Source organism: Paenibacillus sp. FSL R5-0744, from assembly GCF_037972555.1.
In the GTDB taxonomy this organism is placed as follows: Bacteria; Bacillota; Bacilli; order Paenibacillales; family Paenibacillaceae; genus Paenibacillus_AQ.
Genome location: NZ_CP150228.1, coordinates 5662616 through 5676951 on the forward strand (window position 1 = coordinate 5662616; position 14336 = coordinate 5676951).

13 protein-coding genes are annotated in these 14336 nt (G+C 47.2%); 8 read left to right on the plus strand and 5 right to left on the minus strand.

What is annotated here, in order from left to right; translation table 11 throughout:
• Positions 1-7: 7 nt before the first annotated feature.
• From MKY19_RS25035 to MKY19_RS25050, 4 genes are all read right to left on the minus strand, one after another.
• Complete coding sequence (locus MKY19_RS25035; RefSeq protein WP_339798412.1) at positions 8-1306, minus strand: 6-phospho-beta-glucosidase; 1299 nt, start codon at positions 1304-1306, stop codon at positions 8-10.
• Positions 1303-2280 (minus strand): BadF/BadG/BcrA/BcrD ATPase family protein, encoded by a 978-nt coding sequence (locus MKY19_RS25040; protein WP_339798414.1) that lies wholly within the window; start codon positions 2278-2280, stop codon positions 1303-1305. The genes MKY19_RS25035 and MKY19_RS25040 overlap by 4 nt, the downstream gene beginning before the upstream one ends.
• Positions 2281-2301: 21 nt before the next feature.
• On the minus strand, positions 2302-3291 hold the full coding sequence (locus MKY19_RS25045; RefSeq protein WP_149644961.1) for a LacI family DNA-binding transcriptional regulator: 990 nt from the start codon (positions 3289-3291) through the stop codon (positions 2302-2304).
• 317 nt (positions 3292-3608) lie between these two features.
• The gene (locus tag MKY19_RS25050; RefSeq protein ID WP_019908812.1) at positions 3609-3833 is read right to left on the minus strand and encodes a LuxR C-terminal-related transcriptional regulator; all 225 of its coding nucleotides are present in this window, start codon (positions 3831-3833) and stop codon (positions 3609-3611) included.
• 246 nt (positions 3834-4079) lie between these two features.
• Here MKY19_RS25050 and MKY19_RS25055 point away from each other — a divergent pair, with 246 nt between their 5' ends.
• The 8 genes from MKY19_RS25055 (at position 4080) to nagA (ending at position 13058) form a co-directional block, all read left to right on the plus strand.
• Positions 4080-4247: a hypothetical protein gene (locus MKY19_RS25055; RefSeq protein WP_179085837.1), complete on the plus strand. Its 168-nt coding sequence runs from the start codon at positions 4080-4082 to the stop codon at positions 4245-4247.
• Positions 4248-4676: 429 nt separating this feature from the next.
• On the plus strand, positions 4677-5576 hold the full coding sequence (efeO, locus tag MKY19_RS25060) for an iron uptake system protein EfeO (protein WP_339798417.1): 900 nt from the start codon (positions 4677-4679) through the stop codon (positions 5574-5576).
• Positions 5577-5581: 5 nt separating this feature from the next.
• A complete protein-coding gene (gene efeB / locus MKY19_RS25065) occupies positions 5582-6913 on the plus strand; it encodes an iron uptake transporter deferrochelatase/peroxidase subunit (protein ID WP_339798419.1) in 1332 nt (443 codons plus the stop codon).
• A 58-nt stretch (positions 6914-6971) separates the two neighbouring features.
• Positions 6972-8771, plus strand: a complete 1800-nt coding sequence (locus MKY19_RS25070) for an FTR1 family protein (RefSeq protein ID WP_339798421.1) — start codon at positions 6972-6974, stop codon at positions 8769-8771.
• A 291-nt stretch (positions 8772-9062) separates the two neighbouring features.
• On the plus strand, positions 9063-10040 hold the full coding sequence (locus tag MKY19_RS25075) for a LacI family DNA-binding transcriptional regulator (protein WP_339798423.1): 978 nt from the start codon (positions 9063-9065) through the stop codon (positions 10038-10040).
• Between the two features lie 236 nt (positions 10041-10276).
• The gene (locus MKY19_RS25080; protein ID WP_042191459.1) at positions 10277-11155 is read left to right on the plus strand and encodes a MurR/RpiR family transcriptional regulator; all 879 of its coding nucleotides are present in this window, start codon (positions 10277-10279) and stop codon (positions 11153-11155) included.
• Positions 11155-11883 (plus strand): glucosamine-6-phosphate deaminase, encoded by a 729-nt coding sequence (gene nagB, locus MKY19_RS25085; RefSeq protein WP_076119467.1) that lies wholly within the window; start codon positions 11155-11157, stop codon positions 11881-11883. The genes MKY19_RS25080 and nagB overlap by 1 nt, the downstream gene beginning before the upstream one ends.
• The gene (gene nagA, locus MKY19_RS25090; RefSeq protein WP_339798425.1) at positions 11871-13058 is read left to right on the plus strand and encodes an N-acetylglucosamine-6-phosphate deacetylase; all 1188 of its coding nucleotides are present in this window, start codon (positions 11871-11873) and stop codon (positions 13056-13058) included. The genes nagB and nagA overlap by 13 nt, the downstream gene beginning before the upstream one ends.
• Before the next feature lie 88 nt (positions 13059-13146).
• Here nagA and MKY19_RS25095 read toward each other — a convergent pair whose 3' ends face one another.
• A complete protein-coding gene (locus MKY19_RS25095; RefSeq protein ID WP_339798427.1) occupies positions 13147-14256 on the minus strand; it encodes a YhcN/YlaJ family sporulation lipoprotein in 1110 nt (369 codons plus the stop codon).
• Between the last annotated feature and the right edge of the window lie 80 nt (positions 14257-14336).

Sequence of the window (14336 nt, forward strand, 5' to 3'; positions counted from 1 at the left end):
GACGATTCTAGTGAAACAACGGCAAAAACGCTTTGTTCTTCTCCAGCATTTCATCCAGCAGCTGTTCAGCTACGGTGACCGAAGGCACGAGCGGATGATGAACCATAGCCTGCAGGGCCATATCCCGGTCTCCATGCACAGCCGCCTCGATGGTGAGGCTCTCATATTGCTTGACCGCGGCCAGCAGGCCTTTGACGGGCTGCGGAATTTTGCGCAGCGGAATCGGCAGCGGACCTTGTTTGGTTACCAAACAGTTCACCTCAATGGAGGCATCGTCCGGCAAGAAGTCAATCATTCCGTTATTCCTTACATTCAACGTCTGGATATCACGGGAATCATTATAAATGGAGCGCATCAGCAGCACTGCCGCCTCCGAGTAATAGGCTCCACCACGCTGCTCCAGCTGCTTTGGCTTCTCCTTTAGCTCTACGTTCCGGTACAGCTCAAACAGCTCTTCCTCCACCTTCTTCACTACCTCAGCGCGCGATCCGATCGTTGCTGCTGCTTCCTTCTGTTCCGCAAGCATCGCGTCCGTCATGTAGTAATAGCTCAGGTAATAAGAAGGGATGGCTTTCAAAGCATTCAGAAACCGGTGGTCCCAGGAATCAAACGGCACATTACTCGCCTTGTAGTTCTGGGGGTAATCAATGAGCTCCTGTAGCTTGCTTTTACCGTCAATTACGATATCGGATACCCAGTGCAGGTGGTTGATGCCAACAAACTCCGCATAGATCTTCTCTATAGGAAGTCCGAAGAACTCAGAGAGCCACTTTTGAAAACCGATCGGCGAGTTGCACAGGCCTACGCTTTTTACCGATGAATATTTGTGAACAGCTTCAGTTACCATACCGGCCGGATTCGTAAAATTCAGCAACCAGGCATCCGGAGCTAACTCCTCGATGTCCTTGCAAATATCCAGAATAACCGGAATGGTCCGCAAGCCTTTCATCATCCCTCCGGGACCCGTCGTCTCCTGACCGATGACATCGTATTGAAGCGGAATTAATTCGTCCCATTTTCGCGCTTCCAGCATACCTACCCGGATTTGAGTGCAGATAAAGTCTGCTCCGGCGATGGCCTCCCTGCGCTCAAGCGTCTGTGTCACGGTAATCGGCAGTCCGGACTCAGCAATCATACGCTTGCTTAATTCCGCAATCGTATGCAGCTTCTCCCTTCCCGCCTCAATATCCACCAGCCATACTTCGCGGACGGGAAGCTCTTTATGATGCATGATGATGCCTTCAATAAGCTCAGGCGTATACGATGAACCCGCTCCGATGACAACGAGCTTCAAAGTCTCCTTCATAATAATAGCCCCTCCTTACCCAGTGATAGACGATCAAGAACCTCCTGATTCACACGCACACCGCTGCTTTCCATTGCCAAAACGACCGCGCCTACAACCGGTTCCCGGGTTAGAGTCCTTAAAGTGCCATTTGGAGCCGAATGCTTCACTCTCTGTTCAATGGCCCGCCGGATGATGCCTGAGCGATCCCCCTTGGTCAATAGGCTGCCTGCAAGTACGATGTCAAAGGAATCCTCCACCATAGCCAAATGGCGGATTGTCGATACCGCTGCCAAACCGAGCTCATCCCCTTGCTTGGTTAGCAGTAGGGTGGCAACCTGGTCTCCTTCATCTGCCGCTTGAAACAGCAGCTCAGCAATCTGGGGAGGCAAGTCTCTGGAATGATCCAGGTAATCCTCCCTTAACTCCGAAACACTGGAATAGCCCAGCAAATGAATTAAGCGTTCGCTTAAGATAGTCTCTTTCTCTCTTCCATCATCCGCCCGAAGAACGCTACGGAATACCTCAATACTTAGATCGTATCCGCCGCCGAAATCACCGAACAGATAGCCAAATCCACCACATTGGTATGTAACGCCTCGCGGATTTTTACCGGCGCAGTTCACTCCCGAGCCGCAGATCAGCACGATCCCATAATTACTCTCTGTACCTGATCGCAAGGCAATCCAGGTATCGCAGGAAATCTCAGTTCGTGGAAGGCCAAGTCTGCTGATGATTGGTCGTAAAATTCGAAAATCGGATTCTCTGTCCGCTCCAGCCAGACCGAACCAGGAATACTCCATCTGATCCTTTGTCAGCCCCGACGCTATAATCGCTCCCGATACAGCCTGTTGCAAACTGTTCTCCGCCTGCTCACGATTGTTTTGATGATTCCCGTTCCCTCCCTTGCCTACACCAATGACCGTTCCCTGTTCATTTGCAATCATTGCATAAGTTTTGCTGCCCCCTGCATCGACTCCCAAAAAGTACTTCACAGTTCGTTTCACTCCTAATATTTAGGTTAACCTTACAGATGCGGTGGATTCACGCACGAGAAGCTGAGGAGCGAGCTTCGTTACAACAGCTGGCATCACCTCCCCATTGATTAATTTCATCAGCAAATCAACACCAATGCTGCCCATTTGCGCCTCAGGCTGTCTGACTGTCGTCAATCGGGGATAAAATTCACCTACGAACTGCTGATCATCAAAGCCAACCACTGAGATATCCTGAGGTACCAGAATTCCCTCCTCACGCAGGGCTTGAACAACACCTAAAGCAATAAAATCGTCTCCTGAAAAAATGGCTGTCGGCAGCTTATCTTCACGGATCCATCTCTTGGCCACCTCATAACCGCTACTTACCGTAAATCCGCAATATTCCGTGCCGAAAGGCGTTAGTCCCGCTTCATCCAGCGCCTGTACATAACCCCGCTTGCGCTCTGCTACACTCAGGAACACCGAAGGGCCACCGATATAGGCGATCTGGGTGTGTCCAAGACCTATCAAGTGCTTGGTAGCTTCATACCCCCCTTGATAGTTATCGACGACGACACTGGGAACATCCTCATGCTGGAGCTGGTTATCCAGCAAGACAAACGGAATATTTTTTCTTTTCAGCTCCTCCACATATTCTTTTTCCTCAAGCGGAGATAACAGGATAATCCCGTCAACGCGGTCCTTCTGAAACAGGAAGTTAACGCCTTCGTCCTCATTCTCGGCTATCGACAGGGCCAAGAAGTAACCTTGTTCTGCCAGCTTCCGGTTCACCACGCGAATCACGCGGTCATAGAAGGAGTCGTTAAAGTTGGTAATCGACATACCGATAACTCCCGTCTTGCCACGCACGAGACTCCGCGCCGCTGAATTGGGCTGATAATTTAATTCCTCCATAGCACTCAGCACTTTCCGCCTATTGCCTTCACGTACAGAAGGTGAATTGTTAAGAACTCTGGATACGGTCACTACAGAGAGCCCCGACCTTTTGGCTACATCATGAATGTTCATCTAAGCTTCTATGCCTCCAAGTTCAATAGTTTAAACGTTATAACTTTTAGGGAAATAAAAAAGGACTAACTCTTCTCACCACAACTACGCCCTGACTGAGAATCGAATATTGAATGTCAGTTTCATTTTTATCGAAAGTATCAAAATGATTTCAAAAGTTTAAAGGTTTTAACTTTAAGATGATTTTACAACCATTCCCAATATCCGTCAATCCATAAAATGTAGTCAAATCTAATATTCCGGACACTACAAAAAACCTTCCCTCACCCCTAGAGGTGGAGAAGGCTTAAACGCGTCACTTCCGAAGACATGGCCAGCTATATTTTCAGCTCCCCAAGCTTGATCAGCTCGACAACCGCTTGTGAACGGCCTTTAACGTTTAGTTTTTGCATTACATTGGAGATGTGGTTCCGAACTGTTTTTTCGCTGATAAATAATAAACCAGCGATATCACGAGTCGTTTTGTCCTGCACGAGAAGCTCGAAAACTTCGCGCTCACGATGAGTCAACAGAAATTTGCTGTGGTGTTCGTTCCCCTTCAATGGTGTCACCCCTCCTTGCCCTGGGTTTGTTTGGTATAACAAGGTAAAGGGATACAGTCAAAACATATTATGTATTGATGAAGTTAATGGTGCTGTCATAACTACAAAATGGGCTTAACCATCCGAAGCTTATTACACCGCTTTAGTGAGGACATTCACCCGCAAAACTTGAAATCTCTTGGATAGAATCATCTCCTTACAGGGCAAACTACAACTTGTTGTTTCTTATTAAAAGGAGGTGTAAGTATGAGCAACTCGAAAAATAATCAACCTACTAAAGCAGAGGTACAAACTACGAAATTAAACAAATTGCCACTAGTCGGTAAATTCGAACCGGAATTTTCTGCTGAGGAAGCCGCAGAAGTATTCAAAAATCATCCCACTACGGAACATGAATCCCATAATGAACAATAAAATAAAGACGACACAGAATGGGGCTGTCGAATAAGTAGTTTTTCCTATAAATGAGACGGCCCGGTTAATTATAAAAATTGTAAGCAACACATAGCAGCGATTCAGCCATTATTGGAGAATCGCTGTTTTGTGTTGTTGGTCGTTGACTGCCCGCTTCAACAGTGTATTCATCATCTCCTTCTGAGGGTTACGGACCCAGATGGCGTTATTAGTAAATTTTTCGCATTTTAAGCAGAGTTTCGGACCCCAAAATTAGATATATTTCTACAAACTCAACTCCCAGTCCCGGGAGTTTTTTTATCTTGCAAAATATAACTATGAAATACATCACAATTTTATATTGACAGTAAATGTATACGGACTTATGATAAGTCCAGCATAAATGATAACGATTATCATTCACATATAAAAAAAGGGGTGCTTCATTCAATGAAATTCACATATGCCGTGCCTGCAGGTCTACTTGCAGCCTCCATACTATTTACCGGGTGTGCCAGTAACAACAATAACAGTAATAGCAACACTAGCAATAATAACTCTGCAAATGCTGCTGCTAACAGTACCAAGGCAACAAATACATCTGATACTACTACAGCAACTGCTGCCGACTTTACATCAGCGGTTGAACAATATCGTACATATGTCATCGAGCAATGTGATGAATTTGTAAAGCAAACAGAAAATTTTACGAACGCAGTTAAAGAAGCAAAGATTGAGGATGCAAAGGCACTTTATGCACCAGCCCGCATGTATTACGAGCGAATTGAGCCGATTGCAGAAGCACTTGGTGATTTGGATCCGAATATTGATGCCCGCGAGAATGACGTAGATGCAGCTGAATGGCGCGGCTTCCATAAGCTTGAAAAGGCACTATGGCAGGATAACACAACCAAAGATATGACCGAAGTTGCTGACCAATTATTGAAAGATGCCCAGCTTCTACGTGCAAAAGTAGAGACCGTAGAGATCGATGTCAATCTGCTCGTTACTGGTGCTGTAGAACTGCTTAATGAGGTTTCTTCTTCTAAAGTAACAGGTGAGGAAGAACGTTACTCCCACACAGATCTGTACGATTTCGTCGCTAATGTTGAAGGTGCCCAAAAGATATACGAGCTGTTAAAGCCAGAACTGGCGAAAAAAGATGCTGAGCTGGAAAAAACGATTGGTGAACGGTTTGCAGCCTTGCAAGCTGAGCTTGCTCCTTTCAAATCTGGAGATGGATATGTTTCCTATGAAGAGCTGAAGGAAGAAGATGTGCGTAAGTTGAGTCAGAATTTGGATGCCTTGGCTGAGCCATTGTCCAACATGGGAACTATTCTAGGAGTGTGATCATCATGAATAAGCAAAATAGATCTACCGGTTTACCAGCGAATGCAGAGGGTGCTCCTCTCAATGAAGAATCCAAGAGCAATCTTATATTAGATAAAAAACTGAGCCGCCGCGATATGCTGCGGCTTACTGGCGCCACTAGCCTTGGTCTATTATTAGGTGGTGGAGGTGTTGGTGGAATTATGGCTGCTCGCAATGCCGTAGCTGAGCCAACAGTAGCCTCCGATGCTGATTCCATTCCTTTTTACGGGAGTCATCAGGCCGGCATTCTAACCCCTGCGCAAAATTTTATTTACTTCGCAGCCTTTGATCTGACCACAACGAAGCTATCCGATGTAAAAAAGCTAATGCAAGCATGGACAACTGCCGCAGCTTCTCTTACTACTGGCAGCCTCATTGGCGACGTCAATGACAACCCTAATCTCCCACCCTCCGACACAGGTGAAGTGGATGGTTTAAACCCTTCACGCTGTACACTTACCTTTGGTATCGGCCCTTCTTTTTTTGACAACAGATTCGGTTTATCTTCCAAGCGTCCAACCCTATTAGCCGATCTTCCAGCATTTACGGGAGACAACCTGGATCCTAAGTGGTGTGGTGGAGATATTTGTGTCCAAGCATGTGCTGATGATCTGCAGGTGGCCTTCCATGCCATCCGAAATCTGGCACGTATCGCCCGTGGCACAGCCGTACTCCGCTGGACACAGGAAGGCTTCCAGCGCACAGGTGCAGCCGATCCTAAGGGAACGACGCCTCGTAATCTTCTGGGTTTCAAAGATGGTACGGGTAATCCTGATACTACGAATGAAGCAGAAATGAACGAAGTGGTCTGGAACAGCAGCAGTGACGGTCCTTCATGGATGAGCGGCGGCACTTATATGGCAGTTCGCCGTGTACGTTTTCGAATTGAGGTCTGGGACCGTTCCTCTCTAAGCGATCAAGAAGCCACCTTCGGCCGTTATCGTCATAATGGAGCGCCTATCGGTGCAAAGGATGAATTCGATGATCTGAATCTTAAAGCGGCTGATGCTTCCGGGAAGCCCGTCATCCCGCCGGATTCACACTCTGCCTTAGCGCATGGTGACGGCACAGTCAAAATGCTGCGCCGTTCCTACTCCATTTCCAGCGGATTAGATATCGCAACAGGTCAACTCGATGCAGGATTATTATTCATCAGCTTTCAACGGGATTTAATGAAGCAATTTGTTGCGATCCAGCAGCGCCTCTCGAAAAGTGACCGGCTAAACGAATATATGACTCATACAGGCAGTGCGGTATTTGCCTGCTTCCCAGGTATTCGCCAAGGCGGCTACATCGGGGAAGCCCTTTTAGGCTAAGCCAGCCCTAAGTTTCCAATCGAATGTTCCTGTCCATTATTGAAAGGGGATTATCCCGATGTACTCTCTTAATAAACGGCTGCTATCGAAGGCAGCCGTAATGATTCTGTTTAGCATCATATGTATACTGATGCTATCTAACCCGGCGGGTGCGGAGGGTGATAGCTCAGTCGACGAGCTGCTGCCGCCAGTCGGCAGCGCGCTCGTCGAAGCCGGCCAGAGCCGCTGGGACGCGGCCGCCGCCGATGTAGAAGCGTTCGCTGCGCTGTGGCGCACCGCGAACGAGAACACGCCGGACCCGGCACTTGCCGGTCCGGCTGCCGCCGTTGACGCCGCGCTTGCAGACGCGGCGGCGGCCCTTGCGGCGGGCGATGGTGCGCCCGCCAAAGCTGCACTGTCCACGCTCGCAAGAAGCGTGGATGCGTATGTCACCGCCGCCTCCGGCACGGACGGCGGTGACACTGGAGCCGCCGGCCAGGAGACGGCGGCGAAGCTGTTGCCCGCGGCGGAGCGCACGCGGGATGCGGTGCGCAGCGCCGACTGGAGCGCGGCAGCGGCAGCGTACCGCGACATCGTCAGCGGATGGAAGCCGGCAGAGCGCAACATCCGGGCCGACAATTCCGCCGTCTACAGCTTGCTGGAGACGAAGATCAGCCTGCTGCGCATTGCGCTGCAGGCAGAACCGCTCCGCGAGGAGTCGGCGAAATCAGAAGCAGAAGCCTTATATCAGCTGCTTGCTGATTACAGTGAAGGCAAAGCAATAGATGCTGGGGATACTTCTGGTAAACCAGCATCTATTGAAGGACTGATCAGCCATCTCAACAAAGCTTCTTCCACTGCCAAAGCAGGCAACAGCGCAGAAGCAGCTAATATCATGGAGCAATTCATCGTAGATTGGCCCTCTGCTGAAGGACAAGTACAGATCGCATCTCCAGCGGTCTATACCAATATTGAGAACGAAAGTGCAGCAGTCACTGGCTATCTGCTCTCTAATCCACCTAAGCTAGATCAAGCCTTAAAGATCATGGATAATATGGTCACTGAGCTGACTCCTTTGGCTGGTGAGACAACCTATAATGCTTGGGATGCTGCGCTAATTCTTCTGCGTGAAGGACTGGAGGCGATCCTCGTATTGTCTGCCCTTCTGGCCTACCTGAAACGTGATGGCAACACAAAAGCACAGAAGTGGATTTGGTCTGGCGCAGCTGTAGGACTTGTAGCGAGTATCGCATTAGCCGTTCTACTCACCTATACCATTTCCCGCGCCGCATCTGGTGGAGCACGCGAGATGATTGAAGGCATCACAGGTCTTGTAGCCGTCATTATGATGCTTACCATTGGACGCTGGCTGCATAGTAAATCAAATACCGCAAATTGGAACAACTATGTTGGACGGCAAGTGGATGGAGCATTAGCCAAGGGCAATCTCTGGTCTTTGTCCTCCGTAGCAGCGCTTGCGATTTTACGTGAAGGAGCAGAAACCACCATTTTTTATGTAGGGATGGCCCCTTCCATTAAAGTGTCTCAATTGCTGCTAGGGATCGGTAGTGCTCTAGTCATTCTAGCAATTGTAGGTTACGCAATTATTGCCTTAAGTGCGAAATTGCCGATTGCTGCCTTCTTCCGTACAGCTACACTTCTTATTTACTATTTAGTATTCCGCTTTCTTGGAGAGAGCATTCACTCCCTTCAAGTCGCAGGGAAACTACCCGCACATGTACAGAATGGATTACCTTCTATTAGCTGGCTCGGGATGTATCCAACTTGGGAAACTTTAGTGCCTCAGTTGCTTGTCCTTGCGTTCATTGTGTGGGAGATGCTGCGCAATAGAGCACCAAAAGCGTCACAAACTGTATAGCTACAAAGAAAAAAAACGGTTGTCATCTTTTAACGATGACAACCGTTTTTTGTAGATTTTAAATGAAGCCGATCCTCGGACCTTTACATTAGAAATGAAACTAGATGTACCGGTCCGTCACGCCCGTTAGGTTACGCCGGTTTAGTCCGGTAATCCCTTGCAACTACAGTCTAATTTATGAAATGGATTCCATAGCAAGCTTTTTATTTGCAAAGTAATTTACGGACGATATGATAGAATAAAAAGACTAGACACTACACACAAGCACCAAAGGGAGGCTGTTGTTCTCGAATGGCTAATATAAAAGAAATCGCCCGTATGGCTGGTGTTTCCGTGACAACGGTCTCGCGAGTACTCAATAATCATCCTTATGTAAGTGAAACCAAACGAACCGCTGTTTTAAATACGATTGAAAAGTTAAACTACACGCGTAATATGAATGCCGTGCATCTAATTACCGGCCGTACCCACGCCATTGCCGTTATTATCCCTAATATCAACCTTTTTTATTTTTCTGTAATTATTGAAGGCTTAGCCCAAGAAGCGTTGCTAGCGCAATACCGCTTGATTCTGTGCCAGACCGATTACCGCCATGAAGAAGAACTCAAGGTACTGGAGATGCTGCGCAACAAAGAAATTGATGGCGTGGTAATTGTATCTACGAGAATGAGCTCAGAAGTCATGGATGAATATACAGCATATGGCCCGATAGTCATCTGCCAAGATAGAGGTGAACGCCGCTTCTCTTCTGTGTATATCGAACATTATTCCGCTTTTCGCTCCGGCCTGCAGTACTTGCATGATAAGGGGTATGAACAGATAGGTTACTGTGAAGGCAGACAACATGGCAGCAGTAGTTCTATCCGGCAAATTGCCTTTAGTGACTTTCTAGCCGCTACAGGCCAGCCTTTTCAGGAAGAATGGATGATGTATAACTGTATGAATGAAGAGGACGGTGGACGTGTACTGCACCAACTGCTGAAAATGAAGAACCGGCCTAATGCCCTAATTATTTCAGGCGATCATGTGGCAGCCGGTCTAATCATCGAAGCGTGGAAGAACGGTATCCGTATTCCTGAGGATCTGGCCGTCATCGGATTTGACGACCAGCCGATCGGACGACTTTTAGGTCTAACCACTATAGATAACCAGTTACCCGAAATGGGCGTTACAGCTTTTCGGATCATCTATGATCAGATCCAAAATAATGATAGTCATCCTGTACACCGTAAGCTTGAGTATCGTATTATTGAACGTTCTACGGTATAGCACGTTTCAGGTATTGTTCAAAAACGGTCCACCTCGCTGTCTTCTGTGAGTGGGCCGTTTTTATTTAAATAGAAGAGAGACTAATAATTCTCGCATATTATCCTTATTGTATTCATTTTTACCCCTTGCATCCGGATAGATTTTGTTTTATTCTGAGTATGAAAATAATTTTCTTATTTCAAGAAGTAATTTTAAAAATAATTTTAAAAAGCTACATTAGAAGTCGAGGTGGATTGATGTCCCCAATTTTATATGCACTTGAGCATGAAAAGTCCAAGCTGTCTCAAATGGAGCGCAAGCTGGCGGAACGGATCCTGTCATCACCAGGTGAAATCGTTCATATGGGCATCACAGAACTCGCGGAGCAATGCGGTATTAGTCCTGCTACTATCACACGTTTTTGTAAGGTTCTACATTTTAAAGGCTTCCCAGATTTCAAAGTAAAGCTGGCGGCTGAAATTGCTCATAGCGATGCAGCGCCTCAAGATGGCGGTTCTTCTTATCAGGATATCGTTGCAGGTAACCCGCTTTCCGTAATTGTGGAAGCGATGCAAACGAACCATCTGACATCCATTCGGGATACTACTTCACTCCTAGATCTGGAACGATTACAAGCAGCCGTTAATTTATTGTGCCAAGCACGGCGAGTGGATCTTTACGGGATGGCGACTTCCTCCATTGTCGCACAAGATTTCTATCAGAAGCTGATCCGCATTGGCGTGAATTGCACCGCTTTCGCTGATTCCCATATGCAGATTACATCTGCTTCTTCGCTATCTGAAGGCGATGTCGTATTCGCAGTATCGTATTCCGGAGAAACCCCAGAGACCATTGATGCTTTAACTTGTGCCAAAGCCAGCGGAGCAAGCACCATCGCTCTAACCTCTTACGGTAGCAGCACCTTGGCAACTCTGGCTGATATTCCTCTCTTCTCCTCTTCTCTGGAAAAAGGAATGCGCCGAGGAGATATGGCTTCACGTATTGCCCAGCTACACATCATTGATATTTTGTTTACTGGAATGGTCAGCACCCGTTTTGGGGATTTTATTCCTAGACTGGAGCAATCTTATTTGAATGTCCAACATTACCGAAACAAACGAGGAGGTCAATCTTAATGAATATTCTTAAGTTCAATAGTGATGAAGATTTTGTACAAACGGGTGCGAATCTTATCGCCAGCCTGCTTCAAAGCAATCCAAAAGCGGTGCTCGGTCTAGCGACCGGAAGTTCCCCAGTTGGTGTTTATGCCAAATTGGTTGAAATGCACCAAAAAGGACTTGTAAGCTTCTCGAAAGCCACTTCCTTCAATTTGGATGAGTATATCGGATTGCCTGTTGATCACCCGCAGAGCTATCGCAGTTTCATGAACGAGCAATTATTCAATCATATTGATATTGATCCAGGACAGACACATATCCCTAACGGCAATGCAGCAGATATGGAAGCGGAGTGCCTCGCATACGACAAAATGCTGGAAGAGAACGGACCGGTTGACTTGCAGATCCTCGGGATTGGAAGCAACGGCCATATCGGGTTCAATGAACCAGATGCCAATCTGAGCAGCAAAACCCATGTCGTTGATTTGCTTGAAGACACACGGGAAGCAAATGCCAGATTCTTCGACTCTTTGGACGATGTACCGCGGCAAGCAATAACCATGGGCATCGGCGGCATTCTGAAAGCTCGCCAGATTCTATTGTTAGTACGCGGTGCCGGCAAAGCTGAAGCCATCCGGAATGCCGTTGAAGGTCCGATTACTACCCAGTGCCCTGCATCTTTACTGCAGAGCCATCCGAATGTAATCGTCCTTGTAGATGAAGGAGCAGGAAAATGGCTGAAATAAATAAAGAACCAGGAAAATTACTGTTTGGTAATGTGCTGACTCCCCAAGGATTAATTGAGCATAGCGTGATTGCCGTATCGGGTGAGCAAATTCATTATGCCGGCGAGGCCGCATGGCTTCCAGAGGCTTACGCGCACTGGCCAGCTGATGGTCAAGCTTCGGAAGACCTGCTCATCCCTGGATTTGTAGATGTGCATGTACATGGTGGAGCTGGCCACGACTTTATGTATAGTGATGCTGAATCTTTAAATACCATCACTAAATTTCACAGCTCCCAAGGCACAACTACCATGCTGGCTACGACTATGACTGCCTCTAAGCCAGCCATTGACCAAGTATTTGCCGAAATAAACGCATATCGCGCCACTGAGATGCCATACACACAAATCGCGGGCATGCATTTGGAAGGACCGTTCATCAGCCCAAAATGGTCCGGTGCACAAAACCCTGAGCATATTGTTCTTGCCAATATTGAGTGGCTGGAACAATGGGAGAATGATTATCCGGGCATGATCCGGCAAGTCACCTTGGCTCCGGAACGCGAAGGTGCACTAGAAGCTATCCTCTGGCTCCGTAAGCATGGTATTACCGCTGCTCTCGGTCACACCGATGCTTCCTTTGAAGAGGTTATTGCCGCGGCAGATGCCGGGTTAAATCAAGCCGTGCATATGTTTAATGCAATGACACCGCTACATCACCGCAAGCCTGGAACTGCTGGTGCTGTACTATTCGATAAACGCATACGTGCGGAGATCATCGCCGATGGCATACATGTTCATCCTGCAGCGATTTCTCTAGTGGCTAATCTAAAAAAAGATAACAATTTGTTATTAATTACAGATGCCATGTCTGCTACTGGTCTTAGTGATGGTGAATATACAATCGGTGATTTACCTGTGCTGGTTCAAGATGGCATCGCCACACTTAAAGATAATCCTGCCGCATTGGCGGGTAGTACACTTACAATGATTCGTGGCTTCCGTTATCTCATACAAGAAGTAGGGCTCAGCTTAGAAGAAGCCTCCCGTGCTGCAAGCCTTACTCCGGCGATATCGATTGGAATGGAGCGTTCCATCGGTACCTTGGAAGCCGGAAAACGTGGTGATATCCTGCGTCTTGACGCTGAATTGAATTTGCGAGGCGTATGGATTGGCGGCCGCCAAATTACCATTTAATAAGGTGGTAATATAATAAAAAAGCAACAATTCTCGCCACAAAGGTGAGGACTGTTGCTTTTTTTGGTTTATAAAATCGAACTATTGATTAATAATTACGCGTCGGGAAAATTCGTTCAACCATCGTTCGGAATTCATCCACAAAACCCTTGATCGGATGACCCGCACGGGCCTCTTCTGCATAAACGTTAACACGCTCTACAAAGTCTGGGTTTGCTGATACATATACATCCTTAATTGTTGCATCATGTTTTTTAACTTCAGCAGCGATTTTCGCTTTAATTTCTTTAGTTACTGTATCTGTTTCTTTCATATTCATAGTGTTATTTGTATTGTTCATGTGAGTCGAATGAGTACTGTTCATGTGTGTCGAATTACTTCTGTAATTCGTTCCATGCGTACTATTGGTGTAGTTTGGAGTGGTACTGCGAATGCCCATTCCAGTCCCCAAACCATCTGTCATTCCTGTCCCGGTTCCGGTTGTATTTCTGGTTCCCATGCCCATTCCGTTACCAATACCCATTCCCATATTGACATCATGTTTCGAACCGTTGCTATTCAGCAGAGGTCCATTATTATAAGTATGGGTTCTTGTCCCAGTCGTTCCTGTACCTGTACCTGTTCCCAGACTTCCCATTCCGGTTGTTCCATTTCTGTGAGTACCCATGCCAAGTGTTGCAGGTCCAGTGCTTGTTGTACCAGGGACTGTATTCACAGTGCCTCTCAGAGCTCCGTTCGTTCCATTCGTTACGGCCCCTGTATCATTCATTCCATCGCGTCCTATTTTCACTCTTCCTGTACCCGACATTACTCCAGTCGGTCCATAATTGTGAGGAACTGTAGACGATTTGGCTCGATAAGATGTAGTACCTTTGGCCCGAAGACCAGTAGTTGTATCATGTAACGTTACGGCGACATACGCATTTTTACCTGCAAGCATTACGTTCGCAGTGCGAACTTCAGGCATAGCAGCAATACGATCAGCAAGCTCCTGACTGACCTCCATTTTTGTAATATTATGCGTACCCATTGTTCCTCCGCGCACGGAGTTTACACCGATACGTCCGTCATTTACCCCCCGGACACTATTAGTTTGCACATTAGTCTTTTCTGCCGTGTTCGTCCCACACCCTGTAATACTCACCAAGCCTAGAAGTAATGCGGCTGAGACTGACATGCTGATCTTGGATCGCATCATGAATTCATCCTCCATCTCTATTGTTGTATGTGTGCAGCGTAACAGTCGTTAGCATGACCTTCCGAAGAACAAGCTATCCT